General features: G+C 40.5%; 21 protein-coding genes and 1 pseudogene. 2 read left to right on the top strand and 20 right to left on the bottom strand.

Going from position 1 to position 20,411, the window contains the following annotated elements; genetic code table 11:
* Positions 1-4: 4 nt before the first annotated feature.
* The 3 genes from HT718_RS02290 to HT718_RS02280 all read right to left on the bottom strand — a co-directional run bounded on the left by HT718_RS02290 (position 5) and on the right by HT718_RS02280 (position 5,017).
* Positions 5-1,099, bottom strand: coding sequence for a cystathionine gamma-synthase (locus tag HT718_RS02290; RefSeq protein WP_173267008.1), 1,095 nt, complete (start codon positions 1,097-1,099; stop codon positions 5-7).
* A gap of 142 nt (positions 1,100-1,241) precedes the next feature.
* The gene (locus tag HT718_RS02285; protein ID WP_173267028.1) at positions 1,242-3,200 is read right to left on the bottom strand and encodes an ABC transporter substrate-binding protein; all 1,959 of its coding nucleotides are present in this window, start codon (positions 3,198-3,200) and stop codon (positions 1,242-1,244) included.
* Between the two features lie 191 nt (positions 3,201-3,391).
* Entirely contained in the window at positions 3,392-5,017 is a 1,626-nt protein-coding gene (locus HT718_RS02280; protein WP_173267007.1) for a polysaccharide biosynthesis protein, read from the bottom strand.
* 105 nt (positions 5,018-5,122) lie between these two features.
* Between HT718_RS02280 and HT718_RS02275 the strand changes: the two genes are divergently transcribed.
* On the top strand, positions 5,123-6,568 hold the full coding sequence (locus HT718_RS02275) for a UDP-N-acetylmuramoyl-L-alanyl-D-glutamate--L-lysine ligase (RefSeq protein ID WP_173267005.1): 1,446 nt from the start codon (positions 5,123-5,125) through the stop codon (positions 6,566-6,568).
* A gap of 44 nt (positions 6,569-6,612) precedes the next feature.
* Here HT718_RS02275 and HT718_RS02270 read toward each other — a convergent pair whose 3' ends face one another.
* The 16 genes from HT718_RS02270 to HT718_RS02195 all read right to left on the bottom strand — a co-directional run bounded on the left by HT718_RS02270 (position 6,613) and on the right by HT718_RS02195 (position 18,865).
* The gene (locus HT718_RS02270; RefSeq protein WP_173267004.1) at positions 6,613-6,804 is read right to left on the bottom strand and encodes a CsbD family protein; all 192 of its coding nucleotides are present in this window, start codon (positions 6,802-6,804) and stop codon (positions 6,613-6,615) included.
* Positions 6,805-6,904: 100 nt separating this feature from the next.
* The gene (locus tag HT718_RS02265; protein ID WP_173267002.1) at positions 6,905-7,555 is read right to left on the bottom strand and encodes a DUF1803 domain-containing protein; all 651 of its coding nucleotides are present in this window, start codon (positions 7,553-7,555) and stop codon (positions 6,905-6,907) included.
* Positions 7,539-8,033 (bottom strand): UDP-N-acetylmuramoylalanyl-D-glutamate--2,6-diaminopimelate ligase, encoded by a 495-nt coding sequence (locus HT718_RS02260; protein WP_173267000.1) that lies wholly within the window; start codon positions 8,031-8,033, stop codon positions 7,539-7,541. Before HT718_RS02260 ends, HT718_RS02265 begins: the two co-directional genes overlap by 17 nt.
* 256 nt (positions 8,034-8,289) lie before the next feature.
* Entirely contained in the window at positions 8,290-9,225 is a 936-nt protein-coding gene (locus tag HT718_RS02255) for a manganese-dependent inorganic pyrophosphatase (RefSeq protein ID WP_075232195.1), read from the bottom strand.
* A gap of 188 nt (positions 9,226-9,413) precedes the next feature.
* On the bottom strand, positions 9,414-9,710 hold the full coding sequence (locus HT718_RS02250) for a GIY-YIG nuclease family protein (protein ID WP_173266998.1): 297 nt from the start codon (positions 9,708-9,710) through the stop codon (positions 9,414-9,416).
* A complete protein-coding gene (locus HT718_RS02245) occupies positions 9,700-10,449 on the bottom strand; it encodes a tRNA1(Val) (adenine(37)-N6)-methyltransferase (protein ID WP_173266996.1) in 750 nt (249 codons plus the stop codon). Before HT718_RS02245 ends, HT718_RS02250 begins: the two co-directional genes overlap by 11 nt.
* 52 nt (positions 10,450-10,501) lie before the next feature.
* On the bottom strand, positions 10,502-10,864 hold the full coding sequence (locus HT718_RS02240) for a S1 RNA-binding domain-containing protein (protein ID WP_023943268.1): 363 nt from the start codon (positions 10,862-10,864) through the stop codon (positions 10,502-10,504).
* 1 nt (position 10,865) lies between these two features.
* Positions 10,866-12,266, bottom strand: coding sequence for a bifunctional Cof-type HAD-IIB family hydrolase/peptidylprolyl isomerase (locus HT718_RS02235; RefSeq protein WP_173266994.1), 1,401 nt, complete (start codon positions 12,264-12,266; stop codon positions 10,866-10,868).
* An 81-nt stretch (positions 12,267-12,347) separates the two neighbouring features.
* Complete coding sequence (locus tag HT718_RS02230; RefSeq protein ID WP_173266992.1) at positions 12,348-12,851, bottom strand: GNAT family N-acetyltransferase; 504 nt, start codon at positions 12,849-12,851, stop codon at positions 12,348-12,350.
* A 200-nt stretch (positions 12,852-13,051) separates the two neighbouring features.
* Positions 13,052-13,291 carry a 30S ribosomal protein S18 gene (gene rpsR, locus HT718_RS02225; RefSeq protein WP_000068664.1) on the bottom strand — a complete coding sequence of 80 codons (240 nt, stop codon included), beginning with the start codon at positions 13,289-13,291 and terminating at the stop codon, positions 13,052-13,054.
* Positions 13,292-13,322: 31 nt separating this feature from the next.
* The gene (ssbA, locus tag HT718_RS02220; RefSeq protein ID WP_000609602.1) at positions 13,323-13,793 is read right to left on the bottom strand and encodes a single-stranded DNA-binding protein SsbA; all 471 of its coding nucleotides are present in this window, start codon (positions 13,791-13,793) and stop codon (positions 13,323-13,325) included.
* Positions 13,794-13,804: 11 nt separating this feature from the next.
* On the bottom strand, positions 13,805-14,095 hold the full coding sequence (rpsF, locus tag HT718_RS02215) for a 30S ribosomal protein S6 (RefSeq protein WP_001151780.1): 291 nt from the start codon (positions 14,093-14,095) through the stop codon (positions 13,805-13,807).
* Between the two features lie 151 nt (positions 14,096-14,246).
* Entirely contained in the window at positions 14,247-15,590 is a 1,344-nt protein-coding gene (gene asnS / locus HT718_RS02210) for an asparagine--tRNA ligase (protein WP_000167160.1), read from the bottom strand.
* 18 nt (positions 15,591-15,608) lie between these two features.
* A complete protein-coding gene (locus HT718_RS02205; protein ID WP_173266990.1) occupies positions 15,609-16,787 on the bottom strand; it encodes a pyridoxal phosphate-dependent aminotransferase in 1,179 nt (392 codons plus the stop codon).
* Positions 16,784-17,272 (bottom strand): DUF5590 domain-containing protein, encoded by a 489-nt coding sequence (locus tag HT718_RS02200; protein ID WP_173266988.1) that lies wholly within the window; start codon positions 17,270-17,272, stop codon positions 16,784-16,786. The genes HT718_RS02205 and HT718_RS02200 overlap by 4 nt, the downstream gene beginning before the upstream one ends.
* 396 nt (positions 17,273-17,668) lie before the next feature.
* Positions 17,669-18,865, bottom strand: coding sequence for an MFS transporter (locus tag HT718_RS02195; protein ID WP_173266986.1), 1,197 nt, complete (start codon positions 18,863-18,865; stop codon positions 17,669-17,671).
* Positions 18,866-19,257: 392 nt separating this feature from the next.
* On the opposite strand from HT718_RS02195, the gene HT718_RS02190 reads away from it, so the two are divergent.
* On the top strand, positions 19,258-19,806 hold the full coding sequence (locus HT718_RS02190) for an NADPH-dependent FMN reductase (protein ID WP_173266984.1): 549 nt from the start codon (positions 19,258-19,260) through the stop codon (positions 19,804-19,806).
* A 307-nt stretch (positions 19,807-20,113) separates the two neighbouring features.
* Here the strand turns inward: HT718_RS02190 and HT718_RS02185 are convergent.
* Positions 20,114-20,239 (bottom strand): annotated as a pseudogene (locus HT718_RS02185) (transposase); the annotation flags it as partial.
* Positions 20,240-20,411: the final 172 nt, after the last annotated feature.

Below are 20,411 nucleotides of genomic sequence, written 5' to 3'. Positions count from 1 at the left end.
TTTCTTACCCTTCCAAGGCTTGGCGCAAATCTGCAATCAAATCTCTAGCATCTTCAATCCCAATTGACAAGCGCAAGAGGTCATCTGTCAAACCATAAGAATGGCGCACTTCTGCTGGAATATCAGCGTGAGTTTGCGTCGTTGGATAAGTAATGAGACTTTCTACCCCACCCAAACTTTCCGCAAAAGAGAAGACCTTGAGGCTATTCAAGATATGCGGAATGCGTGTTGCATCCGCTACTTTAAAGGAAATCATACCCCCACGACCAGTGTAGAGAACTTCCTTAACTACTGGAGAATTCTTCAAAAATGCAACCACTTCTTGGGCATTGGCTGTTGAGCGCTCCATACGAAGAGACAAGGTCTTGAGACCACGAATCAATTGATAACTGTCAAATGGAGACAAGACTGCTCCTGTCGTATTGAGATTGTAAAAGAGTTTCTCGTATAGTTCTAAACTATTGGTCACAACCACTCCAGCCAAGACATCATTGTGACCTGCTAGATACTTGGTTGCTGAATGCAGAACGATATCGGCTCCATCTTCAATCGGACGTTGGTAGATAGGGCTGTAGAAGGTATTGTCCACCACCACTTTGGCACCCTTGGCGTGAGCCAGTTTTGCCAGTTTTTCTATGTCAAATTCCAACATCAAAGGGTTGGTTGGTGTTTCGATATAGAGAACATCCACATCTTTTTCTAACTCCGTAATCAACTCTTCTTCTGTATTGGCATAGGTAAAATGGAAACGGCCTTCCTGCTCCACTTGGTTGAACCAGCGGAAAGAACCACCGTAAAGGTCACGGACAGCCAAGACCTTACTTCCTACTGGAAAGACGCTAAAGGCCAGTACAATTGCTGACATCCCTGAGCTAGTCGCTAGAGCATAGTCTGCTGACTCAATAGCTGCCAAGACTTCTTCCGCCTTACTGCGAGTTGGGTTTTTGGTACGCGTATAGTCAAAACCAGTAGATTGACCAAACTCTGGATGTTGATAGGTCGTTGAAAAATGAAGCGGTGTCACCAAGGCTCCTGTCGCTTCATCTGACTTAATACCCGCCTGGGCCAAAATTGTGTTAATGTGTAATTCCTTGCTCATACAATTCCTCCAAATCTATAGTAACTATTGTACCACTTATTTTCATCAACTCATTTTCTTCTTTTCAAGAGCTAGTTATAGTTTCAAACTATATAAAAAACGACAGCTTCCTGAGAAACTATCGTTTTTCCTGTTGTACATCTTATTTTACATGTTTTGCTAATTCTTCTTGGGCTTTTTTATTAGATTCTTCTTTTTCTTTCAACCATTTTTCTTTGGCTTTTTCATATTCATCTTTTGTGACTGTTTTATCTTGTACTTTGAGATATTTATATGATTCGATACCTTTATTACCAGCTAATGAATATGGTTCTGAGAAAGGAACTGTTTTTCTCAATACCGGTGTTCCGCCCTTAGAAACATTTGGAATCGCTAAAGCGCTATCTACCAACCACGCTTGGATCTCAGCATACTTTTCATAGCGTTTTACAAGATCTTGTTCCTTATTAGCTTCCTCCAACATTTGAGTGTAGACATCCAATCTAACAGCCTTGGCCTTGTCATTGGCTTCACCTGGCTCTAAACCTAGATTTTGCAACAAACCACCAGAATTAATGTTTAAGACATCAAGGTAGGTTGAAGGATCTTGGTAATCAGGACCCCAACCACCGTTGTAAAGATCATAATCCTTCTGAGCTGCGGTCTGAGCTAAATAGCTTGTATTGTCATAATCTTCAGTAGTGAGTTGTTGAATATCAATTACAACGTTCTCTGCACCTAAAGCTGCTTCAATAGATTGCTTCATAGAGTTTGCCTCTTGGACACCCTTTTTAGCAGCTTGGTCAACTGTCATGTCCAAGTGGATAGGGAATTGGACTCCTTTGGCTTGGAGTTCTTTCTTAGCTTCAGCAAATTTGGCTTTGGCTTTTTCAGCATTGTAGTATGGATCCTGGGCATCCGCAAAGTTGATTCCTTGCCATTCCTTACCATAGTTGACCATTTTAGACGCAACTACTTCACCAAAGTCTTTTCCGTTGATACTTACGAAGTTTGGAGGAACGACTAGGTTTCTCAAAATCTTAGTTGCCCCATCTTCTCCTTGAGATTGAGCCCCGTAAGACGTACGGTCATAGGCAAAATTAATGGCTTGACGGAAATTCTTATTAAGAACTGCTTCCTGAGTCGATTTCTTTTCAGCATCACTTGTCTTGGAAGTGAATTTATAAGATTTTCTATCTAGGTTAAAGTTTAAGAAGTAAGAAGTAGCATCTTGCAAGCTATAGATGATATTATCCTTATTCTTCTCTTTAATCCCTTCAAAACTTGAACTATTTGGATAGAGACGAGCGTAACTATATGCCCCCTCTACATAGTTACGAGCCAGTGCATCTTGGTCACTACCATCATAATAAGCCAATTTCACATCATCTACAAAGACATTTTTAGCATCCCAGTAGTTAGGATTTTTCTTGAACTCGATGACCGATTTTGAAACAAAGGATTTCATCAAGAACGGTCCATTGTACAAAATGCTAGATGGGTCTACCTTCCCAAAATCATCCCCTTTTGATTTCAAGAAATCTGCATTGACTGGGAATAGAATAGTTGATGTTGTTTTTGAGTTCCAGTAAGATTCTGGTCGTGTCAAAGTATATTGAACGGTTTGGTCATCAAGAGCCTTAACTCCGACAGTTGAAAAGTCGCTTGTTTTACCGTTAATGTAATCATCCAAACCTGCTACGGATTCTTGCACTAAGTACAAGGCTTCTGATTTTTTATCAGCCGCATATTTCAAACCAGTGACAAAATCTTGGGCAGTGACAGGAGCATATTCATCTCCATCTGCAGTATACCATTTAGCATCTTTACGCAGTTTGTAGGTATAGGTCAAACCGTCTTGAGAAACACTCCAATCCTCTGCCAAAGATGGGACATAGTTTCCATATTGGTCATTTTCCATGAGCCCATCTACCAGATTGGTCACAATATCATTAGTTGTTGCACGGTTTTCTGCTAGGTAGTTCAAACTTGATGGGTCACTTACATAAACATAGTTATATGTTTTTGACGCTGTGCTAGAATTTCCACAGGCACTTAACAAAATACCTGCACTTAACACGACACCCGCAAGTGTTGCATACTTGGCCTTAGACTTTTTTATCTCCAGAACCTCCTGATTTAAATATTTGTCTTATTATACAACTCGTGTTTTATTTAGTCAATAGTTTTTTTGAAAAAATTAATTATTCCATCTACAAACTATAGAAATTATTCTACAAAATAATAAAAAAGAGAATAATTTAATCATTCCTTGATAGAAACGTTCAAATTATTCCCTTTATTTATAAAAATTTATTGAGAAATTTTTAATTTGATTCGTAAGCGATCTGCTTGGGCTTTTCCAATCACCTTATCCAACAAATGGGTACGAAGACTCAAGAATCCATAAACACCGCCACCCATGGCACCAACAAGGGCTACGTATAGGAAACTCCACAAACGTCCACTTGGTTGGAAGACAAATCCTAAAATCCACTGTAATGTCCCAACTACTAGAAACATGAAAAGAGTTAACAAACTGATTAAAATGGTTCGCTTCAAAATCACCTTGCGCTTAACACCTGTTACCTTACATATGTCACGATACATCAAAACATTAGGAATGATGAGTCCGATTGTAGTGGAAATCAAGGGTCCGTAACTGTGGAAGAGAGCGATTGTTGGAAGTTGCAAGACTAGCTTGGCAATGGAACCATAGATAAAATAGAGAACTGCCTTGCGATTGTGGAACATGGCCTGAAGCATTGGAGACAAGACCATGTACAAGCCTAAAATAGTAGACTGCAAAACCGCAAAGACAAACAAGCCCATAGCCAAACTATCTGGCTTGCCATAGAAGACTGTATAAAGAGGTTCCCCTACCATAACCACTCCAACCGTTGCTGGTAGCAGGAATAAGAAAAGCATGGTAATGCTGTCCTGAACCAGACGAGAAGCCGCCTTCAAGTCCCCCTTGACATAGTTTTCAGTCAAAAGCGGCAAACCGACACTCCCAATCGAAACCCCAACAGAAATGAGAATCATGGTGATTTTATTAGGATTGGCAGAGAAATAAGAAAACATGACAATTAAGTCTTCATTACTATAGTTGGTAAACCACTTCATGCTATTGATAAAGGTATTTTGGTCCAAGATTTGGAAAAGCTGAATAGCCGAACCAGTCAAGATAAAAGGAATGGCTTCCTTAATGGTATCGGCCAAAAGACGCTTACTATTAATCTTATCTCCTGTTTCAAGGACTCTTTTGAGTAATCCTTCTTTGGCAAGGAAATAAACCAAGACTGCAAAACTGGCTACCATGCCGACAAAGGCCGCAAAGGTGGATTGGGTAACAGCTGCTAGGTAATCTCCTGAACCGATCTTCATAATGATAAAGGTTGCTAAGAGCATCCAGATAACCCGAATGACCTGCTCAGCGATTTGGCTCATGGCATAAGGTTTCAGGTTATTCATCCCTTGGAAAAATCCTCGAATGACACTCATAGATGGGAAAATCAAGACTCCCCAAGCCAAGCTTTGCATGATTGGGATCAAGTCTTTGCCCACGCCAGATAAGTCTGCTAGCCAAGGGGCAAAGACATACAAGATTAAAGCAAAAACCAAACCTAGTCCTGTCATAAAGCCTAAAAAGCTCCGAATCAGGGCAAAGCTATGCTCCTCTTCTCGCATGGTATTATACTTGGCAACTTGCTTGGCCACCGCAACTGGAATACCTGCTGTTGACACCAGTAAGAACCAGGCATAGATATTGTAGCCCATGGTAAAGAGACCATTGGCCGTAGCCGCATAAGATCCCATCCAGATGTACCATGGGATAATATAAATAGCCCCAAGTAGGCGACTGATAAAGTTACTAGCCGTTAACCAAGCAGTCCCCCGTAACATCTGGGCCTGCTGGTGATTGTTTTCGTGCGACATAGATTCCTCATTCAATTTTGATAACTAGGAAAAACTCCTTATCTTCCATTATAAACTTTTCCTTGTTACTTGTAAATTTACGACTTTCGGTTTACAATAGAAAGTATGATTAAGATTGAAACCGTATTAGATATTTTAAAGAAAGATGGTCTCTTCCGTGAGATTATCGACCAAGGACACTATCACTACAACTATTGCGATGTCGTCTTTGACACCATCTGCTATGACAGCCGCAAGGCTAAAGAGAAGAGCCTCTTTTTCGTCAAAGGTGCTGCCTTTAAAAAGGAATTTCTTCTTTCTGCAATCTCTCAAGGTCTCGATTGGTATGTGGCTGAAAAGGACTATGAAGTTGGTATTCCTGCCATTATCGTCAGCGATATCAAGAAAGCCATGAGTTTGATTGCTATGGAATTTTATGGAAACCCACAGGAAAAACTCAAACTCCTTGCCTTTACTGGTACTAAGGGTAAGACAACAGCAGCCTATTTCGCTTACAACATCTTATCTCAAGGGCACCGACCTGCTATGCTCTCGACTATGAATACAACTCTAGATGGCAAGACTTTCTTTAAGTCTGCATTGACAACCCCTGAGAGCATCGACCTCTTTGACATGATGCATCAAGCTGTGCAAAATGACCGCACCCACCTCATCATGGAAGTCTCCAGTCAAGCCTATCTGGTCAAACGTGTCTATGGTCTAACCTTTGATGTGGGAGTTTTCCTCAATATCAGCCCAGACCATATCGGCCCGATTGAACACCCTAGCTTTGAAGACTACTTCTACCACAAGCGTCTCTTGATGGAAAATAGCCGAGCAGTCATCATTAACAGTGACATGGACCACTTCTCTGTACTAAAAGAACAGGTGGAAGATCAAGACCATGATTTCTACGGTAGCCAGTCTGATAACCAAATCGAGAATTCCAAAGCCTTTAGCTTTTCAGCTACAGGTAAACTCTCTGGTGTTTATGACATCCAGTTAATTGGCCACTTCAACCAAGAAAATGCAGTTGCTGCTGGACTTGCTTGCCTCCGTCTCGGAGCTAGTCTTGAGGACATCAAAAAAGGAATCGCTTCAACCCGAGTTCCTGGTCGTATGGAAGTCCTCACCCAGAAAAATGGAGCCAAGGTCTTCATCGACTATGCCCATAATGGGGATAGTCTGAAAAAACTCATCAATGTGGTTGAAACTCATCAAACTGGAAAAATTGCTCTGGTTCTGGGTTCGACAGGAAATAAGGGAGAAAGTCGTCGTAAGGACTTTGGACTCCTCCTCAATCAACACTCTGAGATTCAAGTCTTTTTGACTGCTGATGACCCCAACTATGAGGACCCGATGACCATTGCGGATGAAATTAGTAGCTACATCAATCATCCTGTTGAAAAGATTGCAGATCGCCAAGAAGCCATCAAGGCGGCAATGGCCATCACAAATCACGAATTAGATGCTGTCATTATTGCAGGTAAGGGAGCCGATTGCTACCAAATCGTCCAAGGCAAGAAAGAAGCCTATCCAGGAGATGCAGCCATCGCAGAAAATTATTTATAAGATAGAAAAATCAAGGGAAATGAAACCCTTGATTTTTTCTATCTTTATTTAAAAGCGTTTTTCAAGCCTTCAACGGCACCTTCTACAGCACCTTTAGCATCTTCAACTACTTCTTTTGCCTTAGCAACTGTCTTTTCTACAGCGCCTTCTGCTTCAGTCTTGCTATCCCCAGCAACCTTACCAAATCCTTCTTTGATAGCGCCTGTTGCTTGTTCCAATTTGTTTTCAAGTGACATATGATTGTCTCCTTTAGTTTATTCCGATATGTGTTACCGGTTACATATAGTTTATACCGAATACTAAGGAAAGTCAAACAATGTGCTCAGAAACAAGAAATCACGCCAAGTAGAAAGTTAATCTCTCCTTATCAAAATCGACGGCCAACTCATACTTTCCATCTTCATTTTGGACAATATAACCTAGGACAACTAAACTGTCCACAAAGATATCACGGCGTTTCTGCATAAGCTGGTCTTTTTTGAGAAATTTCAACAAAAAAGTCGTCATATATTTAAGAGCATACTCAGGATTTACATCTCCCAAAATGTCATAGAGTTCCTGCTGTTTTTCTGTCAAAGGATACTGCTGTTTGACCTTGTAGAAATAATTGGACAGGGTCATTTTTGTTCGCGCAAAATCGGTCTTTTCAACTAAAATAGCTGCATTGGTCTGATTTCGCAATTCCGTCTCAAAACTCTGATCCAACAAGGCTTGATAGACTGGACTATCTTCTCTGACAAAAATCTCTTGATCCAGTTCAAGACTATCAAGGGACTCAAGCATAGGAAGATTGAGGTAATAACGCTTGTTTTCCCGTAAAATCAGGCCAGCCTTTATATATTCTTCGATGAGTTTATCAACTGCTACATCTGGGAATTTGGCCTTGATTTCTCGTAGAATCACATCATCATTCTGGTCCAGATAGCGGATCAATTCTCCAAAAAATGTCTGTCTCGTCAAACGAGAGGGATTAAAAATCTGAATCATAAAGATTCCTTTCTTTACATTCTAACAGAGGCGATGCTGCCAACTGACTAGGATTGGTCCCAGCTTGGTTTAGAGGCACAGGCAAACCTAGTTCTCTATAATACTCCCTCCAAAAATCACTAATCTCCTGAGTCCCATCTCCAAATTTCATAGGAATAGTTTCAAAAATCGGTAGGATTTCTGCTATATACTGGGAACGGTAAAAACCAACTCCATCTGGATAGAAAGAAGCATTGTAGGGTGCTCCAAGATGCTTACAAGCTCTCTCCTTCACCGACTGGATATCCATTTCTGAGTAGACATAGAGGTCGTACAAATGATTGGGGTCAAAGAAATCTGCTGGTTCCTGACAGATAACACCAGCCTGTCCACTAGCATGGTAAATCATCTCATCCAAATAGATGGCTACATAGCTATAGTTGCCTGTGAAAGTCTTGATGGCCTGTCCCATATCCGACTCATCTCTCACAAAAATCATACTCTTCGAAAATCTCTTCAAACCACGTCAGCGTCGCCTTACCGTAGATATGGTTACTGACTTCGTCAGTCTTATCTACAACCTAAAAACTGTGTTTTGAGCAACCTGCGGCTAGCTTCCTAGTTTGCTCTTTGATTTTCATTGAGTATCAAATCGCCATTTGCTAACATGCTTCACTCCTAGAAAAAAAGGAGCCAAAACTCCTTTCGATATAAGTCAAACTAGGCTTTCCTATTTTGAACTGGCACCCAAAATCTTAAGCATTGAAGCTTTCAGTCAATTGAGGTACCACTTGTTTCTTACGTGAAACGGCACCAGCAAGGAAGGCATGGTTGTTTTCAAGTTTGAAGTTGAAAGCCGCTTCAACCTTATCCATATTAGCACCAAGTGCTAGGATTTCTGAGTTTGAGTTGACGATATCTGTAATCATCAAGACAAAGTCAGAGTAGCCGTTTGCTGTGTTGGCAGCTTGCATTGCAGCTTCGATTTCTGCTTGGCGTTCCAATACTTCAGCGATGTCAACTGTGTTTACTTGAGCAACACGAACATTATTTCCGTTCAATTCAAATGTCTTAGCATCAATGTCAATCAATTCTTCAGCAGATTTGCTAGCCAAGTTTGTACCAGCTTTCAACATAGCCAAACCATATTCTTCCAAGTTGACACCAGCCAATTCAGCCAATTCTGGAGCAATGACTTTATCTGTTGGGTGTGTTGTTGGTGATTTCAAAAGAAGAGTATCTGAAATCAAACCTGAAAGCATCAAACCAGCAATTTCTTTAGGAACAGCTACACCATGTTCTTTGAACATACGGTAAACGATTGACGAAGCTGATCCAACTGGTTCCAAACGCATGTAAAGTGGGCTTGCAGTTTCAAAGTTAGCTACACGGTGGTGGTCTACAACACCATAAACTTCTACTTCAGCGATATCTGATACAGATTGTTGGAATTCATTGTGGTCAGTCAAGATAACTTGCTCTGCACCTTCTGCTTTAGCAGAAGTGATAACACGCGGTGCTTCCACACCAAAATAGTTCAAGACAAAGGCTGTTTCTTCATTTGGAGTTCCAAGGGCAACAGCTTCCGTATCCAAACCATAAGCTTCTTTTGCAAGGTAGGCAAAGGCTACAGATGACCCGATGGCATCTGAGTCTGGATTTTGGTGACCAAATACTAGAATCTTAGACATGATAATACCTCATTTTGTTTATTCTCTTTATTGTAGCATTTTTTTCGCTTTTTGACAAAAGTAAGAGGAGTCAAAGGACTCCTCACGATTCTTCAAAATAACTGATACTCTTCGAAAATCAAATTTAAACCACGTCAGCTCTATCTGCAACCTCAAAGCAGTGCTTTGAGCAACCTACGGCTAGCTTCCTAGTTTTCTCTTTGATTTTCATTGAGTATGAGTAAATTTCTATCTTGATTTTCAGATAAAAATCTTTCCTTCTGTGGCCTCTTCTTACGCTTGAGCAGAGCTTCTGCCGACATGGCTTCTTCCTTACTGGCAAAACCTTGAGCATAGATGAGTTTAACCGGCAAGCGAGCTCGTGTATATTTGGCCCCCTTCCCACTATTGTGGACAGCGAGGCGTCTTCTCACATCAGTCGTATAACCGGTATAATAGGAACCATCACAGCACTCCAGCACATACATATAAGCCTTATGATCCATAATAAATCTCTTCAAGTTCGGGCGTATAGGAACCATCATCATTGTGGACAATCAAAGGTGGTAAAACCTTAAAACCACTCGTTGAGCCATCCTTGATAGCTTCAATCAAGAGCATATTGGCTTCCTTTTCTCTTTTTGGATAGACAAATTGCAGGCGCTTAGGGGCTAAATTATGCCGTTGTAAGCTATCCAAGATATCTAAAAGTCGATCAGGACGATGAACCATAGCCAACCGTCCATTAGACTTGAGAATACTTTGGGCACTACGACAGATTTCTTCCAAATTAGTCGTGATTTCATGGCGCGCCAAAAGATAATGTTCACTCTCGTTCAAGTTGGAATGAGGATCCACCTTGAAATAGGGCGGATTACACAAAATCATATCCACCTTACTTCCCTGAATGTAAGCAGGCATATTTTTCAAATCATCACAGATGACCTGCATCTGCTCTTCCAAAGAATTCAAACGGACAGAGCGTTCAGCCATATCCGCCAAACGCTCCTGAATCTCAACAGCCAAAATCTGTGCCTGAGTCCGAGTGCTAGCAAATAACCCCACTGCTCCATTTCCAGCGCAAAAATCCACTATCAAACCCTTTTTAGGAAAACGTGGAAAACGTGACAAGAGAACACTATCCACCGAATAGCTAAAAACCTCTCTATTTTGAATGATTTTAACATCTGTCGAAAAGAGCTGGTTAATGCGCTCTCCTGATTTTAATAATTGTTCTTCTTCCATGGTCCTATTATAGCAAATTTATATTAACATTACAAAGAATATAGATTTCTAACTAATTCTTCTGCTTCTTCAAATGTTGAAGGGCTTCCTTGGTCCAAATTGGCATCATTCGTTTGAGAGGTGCAAAGCCGTAGTTAAAGCGGTCGCTTGAAAAGCGTCTCCGTCTAGGAAACTGGTGCTTTTCTTCCTCCAAAGTACGGATAGAAAGACTGGCTTTCCCTGTAAATTCATCTAAATCTACGACCTGAACTTGAACCTCTTCATCGACTTTCAGGGCTTCATGAATATTTTCAATAAATCCTGTTCGAATCTCTGAAATGTGAATCAGCCCCGTATCACCCGTCTCTAGTTCAACAAAGGCACCGTAGGGCTGAATCCCTGTAATACGCCCCTTTAGCTTATCACCGATTTTCATCTTAGTCCTCAATTTCAATAGTTTCAATCACAACATCTTCAACTGGCTTGTCCATAGCCCCTGTCTCAACAGCAGCAATTTCATCCAAGACAGCGTAAGATGCTTCATCAGCTAGCTGACCAAATACAGTGTGACGGCGGTCTAGGTGAGGAGTTCCACCTTGGTTGGCATAGATTTCCGCAATCGGTTCTGGCCAACCACCACGAGCAATTTCTTTCTTAGAATAAGGCAGGTGTTGGTTTTGGACGATAAAGAACTGACTACCATTGGTATTTGGACCGGCATTAGCCATAGAAAGGGCACCACGGATATTGTAAAGTTCTTCTGAGAATTCATCCTCAAATGATTCGCCGTAGATTGACTCGCCACCCATACCAGTTCCAGTTGGGTCTCCACCTTGGATCATAAAGTCCTTGATAATACGGTGGAAAATGACTCCATCATAATAGCCATCTTTTGAAAGAGCAACAAAGTTAGCCACTGTTTTAGGAGCATGTTCAGGGAAGAGCTTGATACGCAAGTCTCCGTGATTAGTCTTAATAGTCGCAAGAGGACCTTCTGCTGTTTCAATGTCTACTTGTGGAAAATGCAATTCTTTTTCTACCATACCAAATCCTTCTAAGGCATCAAAAATGCCATCTTCTTCTAATGTTTTTGTTATATAATCTGCTTTTTCTTTGATATTTTCATGAGAAATTCCCATTGCAACGCTGATTCCAGCATAATCAAAGAGTTCCAAGTCGTTGAGGCCATCTCCAAAAACCATGACGTTCTCTGGTTTCAAGCCAAGGTGTTCTACAACCTTTTCCACCCCCGTCGCTTTGGAACCTGAAATCGGCACAATGTCAGACGAATGCTCATGCCAACGAACCATGCGAAGTTTGTCTGAGAGACTGTCAGGTAAATGCAAGTCATCTCCTTTATCTTCAAAAGTCCACATCTGATAGATATTTTCTTTTTCATGGAAATCAGGATCTACATCTAAATCAGGGTAAATTGGATTGATAGCTTCACTAATCATATCTGTACGAGTCGACAACCTGGCATCATGACTCCCAACCAAACCATACTCGATTTCCTCTTGCTTGGCCCAAGAAATATACTCCTCAACATCTGACTTCTCAATCTGATGTTGATAAATAACCTGACCTTTTTTATCTTCGATATAAGCCCCATTCAAGGTCACAAAAAAATCAGGTTTGAGTTCACGAATCTCTGGCAGGACACCAAAAATCCCCCGTCCAGAAGCAATACCTGTCAAAATTCCTTTCTCACGTAATTGCTTAAAAACAGTTGGGATTGAAGCTGGAATAAAACCTGTCTTTGAATTCCGCAAGGTGTCATCAATATCAAAAAAGACAATCTTGATCTTTTTTGCCTTATATCTTAATTTGGCATCCATCTCACTACCTCTTTCAATCTAACTCTTTCCATTATACCATAAAGTAGAGAAATCCCACATCCCCAATAAAATCCTTATCTCTTATCCGAATTCCTTTACAAGATACAGAACCAAATCATCATTATTTTGGCAAGTTGCATTCATTTCCAAGGGTTGATTTCGATACCAGACACCTGTCCCATCTGGAATATATCCCCGTCTGATATACAATCTCTGGGCAGGGCCATAACCTAAGTGCAAACCTACACCAAGAGTGACCTTACTCGAAACAATCTTGACTCGTTTTTCTGCTTCTTCTAGCAGTTGATTCCCAATCCCTTGATTTCGAAAAGGTTCAAACACATTAAAATCTGATAATTCTGGATAGACTTCTGCAAAAGGACCATGTTTAGCAGAGGGCAAAATGGTAACGTAGCCCGCTACAGCACCATCAATCTCTGCAACTAAGACTTCTCTCTCCCCACTTTCCTGTTCCAGAAAATATCTAGCCAAAATTTCCTCTCTACCAGGCCAACCTTGATTCATAAATCCATGAGATAAGGATTCAATATCAGACTTAATCATATTTCTAATCGTACAATTCATCTTTGACTTACCCACCTTTACTCTTTTTATTACCATTATAGCACGCCAAGGTCAGAAAAAAAAACTATCTCGTGGAAAAAGACCCAACCGAGTCTCAATTCGCTTTCTTATTTCCGAGCTCATGAAAAAGAGGTCCACTGGACTCAACTCGCTCTCCCATTTCAAAGCTCGTGAAAAAAAGACCCGTCGGGGTCTTTTCTTTAATCTTCGTTTACGAAAGGCATCAAAGCCATTACGCGAGCGCGTTTGATAGCTGTTGTTACTTTACGTTGGTTTTTAGCTGAAGTTCCTGTTACACGACGAGGAAGGATTTTCCCACGTTCTGAAACGAAACGGCTAAGAAGCTCAGTATCTTTGTAATCAACATATTCAATTTTGTTTGCTGCGATGTAATCAACTTTTTTACGGCGTTTGAATCCGCCACGACGTTGTTGAGCCATGTTTTTTCTCCTTTATAATTTTAGTTGTCCATTAGAATGGTAAATCATCATCTGAAATATCCAATGGATTTGTTGCTCCAAATGGATTTTCATCACGTGAAAAGTCTGGTACTGAATTTGTAGGTGCTGAATAGTTTGAACTTGGTGCAGAGTAAGCTCCACCTGTGTGTCCCTCACGCACACTACGGCTTTCCAACATTTGGAAATTCTCAGCCACGACCTCTGTCACGTAGACACGTTGTCCTTGCTGGTTATCGTAACTACGAGTCTGGATACGACCAGTCACCCCGATAAGTGAGCCTTTTTTAGCCCAGTTAGCAAGGTTTTCAGCCTGTTGGCGCCACATAACGACATTGATAAAATCAGCCTCACGTTCGCCATTTTGACTCTTAAATGTACGGTTTACTGCAAGAGTAAAAGTCGCAACTGCTACATTTGATGGGGTATAACGCAACTCAGCGTCACGTGTCATACGCCCTACAAGTACAACATTGTTAATCATAGTTTACCTTCTTACGCGTCAGTTTTGACGATCATGTGACGAAGAATGTCAGCGTTGATTTTTGAAAGACGGTCAAACTCTTTAAGAGCTACGTCGTCGTTTGCTTCAACGTTAACGATGTGGTAAAGTCCTTCACGGAAATCTTTGATTTCGTATGCAAGACGACGTTTTTCCCAAGATTTTGATTCAACAACAGTTGCACCGTTGTCAGTCAAAATAGAGTCAAAACGTGCTACCAAAGCGTTTTTAGCTTCTTCTTCAATGTTTGGACGAATGATATAAAGAATTTCGTATTTAGCCATTGATATGTTCCTCCTTTTGGTCTAATGACCCCAAGACTTTGCAAGGGGTAAGTGAGGTTCGCTCACAATAAACTATTATACTAGAAAAAAATTTTTTACGCAAGTAAAAACTCTGGAATGCGAAAAACGCCACATGGACGTTTTCCTGTTCTTATGGTTTAATACGGTGCAACATACGTGGAAATGGAATAGCTTCACGGATGTGTTTTGTTCCTGCCGCGAAGGTTACCATACGTTCGATACCGATACCAAATCCACCGTGTGGTACAGTACCGTATTTACGAAGGTCAAGGTAGAATTCGTACTCTGTACGATCCATACCAAGTTCATCCATCTTAGCTACAAGAGCATCGTAGTCTTCCTCACGCATAGACCCACCGATGATTTCTCCATAGCCTTCTGGAGCAAGCAAATCTGCACAAAGCACGCGCTCTGGATTTCCAGGAACTGGTTTCATGTAGAAGGCCTTGATGGCTGCTGGGTAGTTCATGACAAATGTTGGTACACCAAAGTGGTTTGAAATCCAAGTTTCATGAGGTGAACCAAAGTCATCTCCATGCTCAAGATGCTCGTAGTCAGCGTCTTCATCATTTTCATGCTCTTGCAAGAGGTCAATGGCTTGATCGTAAGTGATGCGTTTGAATGGCTCTGCAATGTAGCGTTTCAAGAGCTCTGTATCACGTTCCAATGTTTCCAGGGCTTGAGGAGCACGGTCAAGAACACCTTGAAGAAGAGCTTTTACATAAGCTTCTTGCAAGTCAAGTGACTCATCATGTGTCAAGTAGGAGTACTCTGCGTCCATCATCCAGAACTCAGTCAAGTGACGGCGCGTTTTTGATTTTTCAGCACGGAATACTGGACCAAAGTCAAATACACGACCAAGAGCCATAGCCCCTGCTTCTAGGTAAAGCTGACCTGATTGGCTCAAGTATGCTGGAGTTCCGAAGTAGTCCGTTTCAAAGAGTTCTGTTGAATCTTCTGCTGCATTTCCTGACAAAATTGGGCTATCAAATTTCATGAATCCGTTCTTGTCGAAGAACTCATAAGTTGCATAAATGATCGCGTTACGAATTTGCATCACAGCCACTTGCTTACGAGAGCGTAGCCACAAGTGACGGTTGTCCATCAAGAAGTCTGTCCCGTGTTCTTTTGGAGTGATTGGGTAGTCTTGAGATTCACCGATCACTTCGATGTCTGTGATATCCAACTCATAACCAAACTTAGAACGCTCATCTTCTTTGACAATCCCTGTCACATAAACAGAAGTTTCTTGGCTCAAGCGTTTGATAACATCAAACTTCTCAAGTCCCACTTCTTCACCAAATTTTTCTACAAAGTTTGGTTTAAAGGCCACACCTTGGAAGAAGGCTGTTCCATCACGCAATTGCAAGAAGGCGATTTTCCCTTTTCCTGATTTGTTGGCAACCCAAGCGCCAATCGTCACTTCTTGACCAACATAGTCTTTTACATCAATAATCGTTACACGTTTTGTCATTGTTTTTCCTTTTCTTTTTTATTTTTCCATAAATGCTTTCAAGCGTTTAACCGCTTCTTGAAGCGTATCTAGATCTGTCGCATAGCTGAGACGCACATTTTCTGGTGCTCCAAATCCTGCTCCTGTTATGAGTGCCAAACCAACCTCTTCAAGAATAGCTGTTGTAAAGTCAGTAACGTCCGTATAACCTTTCATCTCCATAGCTTTTTTGACATTTGGAAAGAGATAGAAAGCTCCTTGTGGTTTGACAACTTCAAAACCAGGGACTTCACACAAGAGTGGATAGATGGTATTGAGACGTTCTTCAAATGCTTGACGCATAACTTCCACAGAATCTTGCGGTCCAGTTAGGGCTTCGATGGTTGCATATTGTGAAACAACAGTTAGGTTAGAAGTTGTTTGACCTGTCAATTTGCTCATAGCAGCAATGATTTCTGGATCACCCACTGCATAACCTACCCGCCAACCCGTCATGGCATAAGCTTTTGATACACCGTTAATAACAATGGTTTGCTTGCGAATGGCTTCTGATAGACTAGAGATTGGTACGAACTCATTCCCGTTATAGACTAAACGACCATAAATATCATCTGCTAGGATGAGAATGTCATGTTCAACAGCCCAATTTCCGATAGCCAAGAGTTCCTCACGGGTGTAAATCATTCCTGTCGGATTGGATGGCGAATTCAACACCAAAACCTTAGTTTTATCTGTACGAGCTGCTTCTAACTGCTCTACGGTCACCTTAAAGTGATTGTCTTCCTTAGCAGGAACAAAGACTGGCACACCTTCTGCCATCTTGACCTGATCTCCATAGCTGACCCAATATGGGGTTGGGATAATAACTTCATCACCTGGATTAACCACAGCCATAAAGAAAGTATAGAGTGAGAACTTAGCACCGGTAGCAAATGTGACTTCGTTGGCCGCTACGGAATAACCATAATAACGCTCAAAATGGGTATTGACTGCTGCTTTTAACTCAGGCAAACCTGAAGCTACCGTATAGAAAGAAGCACGTCCATCTCGAATGGCTGCAACAGCTGCATCTTGAATATTTTTGGGAGTATGGAAATCGGGCTGACCTAAAGTTAAGAAAAGTACATCTTTTCCTTCAGTCTTTAACTTCTTTGCTCTTGCATCACTAGCCAGAGTCACACTTTCTTCCATTTCTAAAACACGGTTGGATAATTTCATAGGCCCTCCTTATTGACCAATGCTCCTGTTTCAAAATCTACTAGATAAAAATCAGAGCCTGACTTGACTTCCCAGATTGGCTTTTCTTGATAACGGCCAAAGGTAATCTTGTCAATTTCGCCAGCTCCTTTTTCCTTCGAAACAGCTTCCGCTTTTTCTTGTGACACACCCTGATTTAGCTGATAAACGTAGATCTTATGGTCATCTTTTCCAATCAGGACAGCAAGCGCCTCTTGCTGTTTATTACGGCCAAGAACGCTGTAATAAGATTCCAAGCCATTGTATAAGTCAACCTGATCAGCCTGCTCTAATCCTGCATACTGCTGAGCTAATTTTTCTCCTTCACTTTTAGCAGTTTGATAGGGTTTCATACTCAGAAACACTAGATACAGAAAGGAAGCACTGATAACCACAAACAAAATCGTCATCCCTAGACCATACTGCCACAGTAGATTATTTTTTGCTTTGTTTTGTCTTTTTTTCACTCGTCTATTTTACCATCTATTGGGCTTTATTACAAGCGAATGCAAGAATACTCTTCGAAAATCAAATTCAAACTTTGTCAGCGTCGCCTTGCCGTACCCAAGTACTGTCTGCGGCTTGCTTCCTAGTTTGCTCTTTGATTTTCATTGAGTATAAGAAATCAATTCTATTTCTTCCTTCAAAGGAAACAGATTTTTCTTAGTTATAATAGATTAAAATAAGATATAAACAAATTGATTTAGAAACTCTAATTAATTTCTAAAAATGTTTAGTATATACGGTGTACCACTCTAGATTCAATCTGTTATAAAACCGAGCAAGAAAAGTAAAGACAGCTCGAAAATCAACCTATTAAAAAACCTGAGCTTGACACTCAAGTTTTCGTAAGTTCTTTTACTTTATAAAATTACTTTATCATCCATTCTTTTAGCCATTTTTCCTAAAAAGACAGGCAGTAGAAGGCTAATCATGACTAAAAAGAAGCCTAGATAAAGAAATGTTAGCACAAATCCTAAATGGTCAATCAACCAGCCTGTTAGCGGAAAAAACACAATCATGCTAAGGCTAAACATCATAGAATAGACACTCAGCATGGTTGCCCTTACTTCACTTGGGAGTCGCTCTTGCAAATCATTGTCAAAAATCGGCTGAAAAAGAGCATATAGAGCATTGCTAATCAAATAAATCAAAATATAGATTAGAGGTGTTCCAAAGTAGGACAACATATAGGTAACTCCAGTCAGCAAGACAAGGACAGGGAAAATCTTCAAGGCAGCATATTTCTTTCCAATCTTACTCGCTAGATAGACTGCAAGGATATTCAAGAGACTTCCAAGTAGCATAACTGCTGAAATTTGCCAACTACTTAAATCTGGTAACTGATTTTGATAGTAAAAATAAAACATGCACATGAGTGTTCCGACAATCTGAGACAAAATCATCCAGTTGAACATCATGGGATTTCGCTTCAACTCATCCTTAACAGTCCAAATAATCTGTTTCATGGTCACACTATCAGTTTTTTCTAGCTTGACACTGGGTTCTTTCAGCATCCAAATCAGGAAAAGAACTATGATAGAAGTGGCAATCATGATATAGTAGGTCAGGTGCAATTGGCCATGGACAAAAAATCCTGCCAAAACTGTCCCCAAAGACTGAGTTCCTTCTGACACTCCTGATAGGAAACTTGAAATGGATAGGTAACGCTCCTTTAGTCCAGCCTCTACAGCCGAGTCATAGACCATTGCTGCGCTTGTGCCTGAATCAAAATTATAAGACAAGGCACTTACCGCCATAGCTAGTGCATAAATCCAAAAATTTCCCTGCCCAGCCAACATGAGAATGGAAGACACAATCCCTGCTATTCGACTTAAATAAAGGTTAGTCTTATAGGAATAGCGGTCAGCTAACATACCAGATGGAATTTCACAGAGAAGACTGGTCGTATGAAAAATACTTTCCAGAAGTCCAATCTGCCAAAGAGACATTCCGTTTTGACTGAGAAAGAGAATCCAAAAACTGGTAATCCCTAAAAATGCAAAAAACTCAACTCCGGCCATCAGGCCAATATTTCTCCGATAATTTCTTATTAACATCTTTTCTCCTTTAACAAGTGTATTATTACTTCTTTTGTCCGTCACTTGTTAATCTGTTCCTTACATGATCTCCACCCCTTTTAGAAGCATTCTTCAATGCCATTATTTTCGTTTAATTGTTTATGAAATGATACCGGAAAATAGCCGTTCTACGGTTTCTATTTCGAGTTTTCTCGTTTATTTTAGCACTTGTGTCATCATATTACAAGAGAATATAGGAATGCTCTGCGAAAACCAAATGCATTCCAGTCACAAGTGGCTTGAGTTTCTGCAGTTTTATAGTTTTCAAATAATCTTTGAGCAAATTTCTTGCAAGTCCTTTTGTTTTGTTGTAATATATTTTATAACAACGAGAGAGTTCTCGGAAATTTTAAGAAAAAAGGAGACACAACATGTCTAAAAAAGTATTATTTATCGTCGGATCACTACGCCAAGGTTCTTTCAACCACCAAATGGCCCTCGAAGCTGAGAAAGCACTTGCTGGTAAAGCAGAAGTTAGCTACCTTGATTATTCAGCTATTCCTCTCTTCAGCCAAGATTTGGAAGTTCCAACTCATCCAGCTGTAGCGGCTGCTCGTGAAGCGGTTCTCGCAGCGGATGCTATCTGGATCTTCTCTCCAGTCTACAACTTCTCTATCCCTGGTACAGTGAAAAACTTGCTTGACTGGCTATCTCGTGCCCTTGACTTATCTGATACACGTGGTGCTTCTGCCCTTCAAGACAAATTTGTCACAGTATCATCTGTAGCCAATGCAGGTCACGATCAACTCTTCGCTATTTACAAAGACCTCTTGCCATTTATCCGCACACAAGTCGTTGGTGATTTCACTGCTGCACGTGTTAATGACTCTGCTTGGGCAGACGGAAAATTGGTTCTTGAAGAAACAGTCCTAAATTCACTTGAAAAACAAGCGGAAGACTTGCTTAATGCTATCAAATAAAGATATTTTATGACTCATTGCCACCCATTTGGGTGGTTTTTTCATACCCAATACTCTTCGAAAATCTCTTCAAACCACGTCAGCATCGCCTTACCGTACTCAAGTAAAGCTTGCGTCTAGCTTCCTAGTTTGCTTTGTGATTTTCATTGAGTATAACTTAACAGTCCTGTCTAAAGCATGGAATTCTGGAAGGTCCTTTATAGGATATTTAATCTAGAATAGTACAATGTTGCCTCTAAAGCATTTTTATAAATTATAATAGATTAAAACTAGAATAGTGCACTATCACTCCTAAAATATTTATAGAAATTAATTTAATCATGTACCTAATATTAGAATTGTTTATCCCAAATTTATTTGAAAGCTTCTCTATGCTATATCCTTGTTTTCTAAGTTCATAGATCTGAACTTTATCATCATAAGTTAATTTCATAATAAAAACACCCCAAAAGTTAGATTTTTTCTGTCTAACTTTTGGGGTGCAGTTCAATCAAAACTCTAATACGATGCGTTTTATCATGCAAGAATCTACTATATTTCTCCTCAAATTGAGGTTCTATATCATAGTAACTCTACTCATTCATAGATTCAATTTTTAATCCTCG

It is taken from the genome of Streptococcus sp. 714 (assembly GCF_013277115.1).
Classification (GTDB): Bacteria; Bacillota; Bacilli; order Lactobacillales; family Streptococcaceae; genus Streptococcus.
The sequence above is the reverse complement of the archived record's forward strand: the minus strand, read 5'-3'. Positions and strand labels throughout refer to the sequence as shown.

Coding starts and splice junctions, on each gene's coding strand:
- HT718_RS02260 (WP_173267000.1), bottom strand. CDS start 8,033: ATGATTTTTGTGAGAGATGAGTCGGATATGGGACAGGCCATCAAGACT.
- HT718_RS02270 (WP_173267004.1), bottom strand. CDS start 6,804: ATGTCACTTGAAAACAAATTGGAACAAGCAACAGGCGCTATCAAAGAA.
- ssbA (WP_000609602.1), bottom strand. CDS start 13,793: ATGATTAACAATGTTGTACTTGTAGGGCGTATGACACGTGACGCTGAG.
- HT718_RS02195 (WP_173266986.1), bottom strand. CDS start 18,865: ATGTTAATAAGAAATTATCGGAGAAATATTGGCCTGATGGCCGGAGTT.
- rpsF (WP_001151780.1), bottom strand. CDS start 14,095: ATGGCTAAATACGAAATTCTTTATATCATTCGTCCAAACATTGAAGAA.
- HT718_RS02265 (WP_173267002.1), bottom strand. CDS start 7,555: ATGATTCAGATTTTTAATCCCTCTCGTTTGACGAGACAGACATTTTTT.
- HT718_RS02240 (WP_023943268.1), bottom strand. CDS start 10,864: ATGAAAATCGGTGATAAGCTAAAGGGGCGTATTACAGGGATTCAGCCC.
- HT718_RS02190 (WP_173266984.1), top strand. CDS start 19,258: ATGTCTAAAAAAGTATTATTTATCGTCGGATCACTACGCCAAGGTTCT.
- asnS (WP_000167160.1), bottom strand. CDS start 15,590: ATGACAAAACGTGTAACGATTATTGATGTAAAAGACTATGTTGGTCAA.
- HT718_RS02275 (WP_173267005.1), top strand. CDS start 5,123: ATGATTAAGATTGAAACCGTATTAGATATTTTAAAGAAAGATGGTCTC.
- HT718_RS02205 (WP_173266990.1), bottom strand. CDS start 16,787: ATGAAATTATCCAACCGTGTTTTAGAAATGGAAGAAAGTGTGACTCTG.
- HT718_RS02280 (WP_173267007.1), bottom strand. CDS start 5,017: ATGTCGCACGAAAACAATCACCAGCAGGCCCAGATGTTACGGGGGACT.
- HT718_RS02235 (WP_173266994.1), bottom strand. CDS start 12,266: ATGGATGCCAAATTAAGATATAAGGCAAAAAAGATCAAGATTGTCTTT.
- HT718_RS02290 (WP_173267008.1), bottom strand. CDS start 1,099: ATGAGCAAGGAATTACACATTAACACAATTTTGGCCCAGGCGGGTATT.
- HT718_RS02230 (WP_173266992.1), bottom strand. CDS start 12,851: ATGAATTGTACGATTAGAAATATGATTAAGTCTGATATTGAATCCTTA.
- HT718_RS02250 (WP_173266998.1), bottom strand. CDS start 9,710: ATGGATCATAAGGCTTATATGTATGTGCTGGAGTGCTGTGATGGTTCC.
- rpsR (WP_000068664.1), bottom strand. CDS start 13,291: ATGGCTCAACAACGTCGTGGCGGATTCAAACGCCGTAAAAAAGTTGAT.
- HT718_RS02255 (WP_075232195.1), bottom strand. CDS start 9,225: ATGTCTAAGATTCTAGTATTTGGTCACCAAAATCCAGACTCAGATGCC.
- HT718_RS02245 (WP_173266996.1), bottom strand. CDS start 10,449: ATGGAAGAAGAACAATTATTAAAATCAGGAGAGCGCATTAACCAGCTC.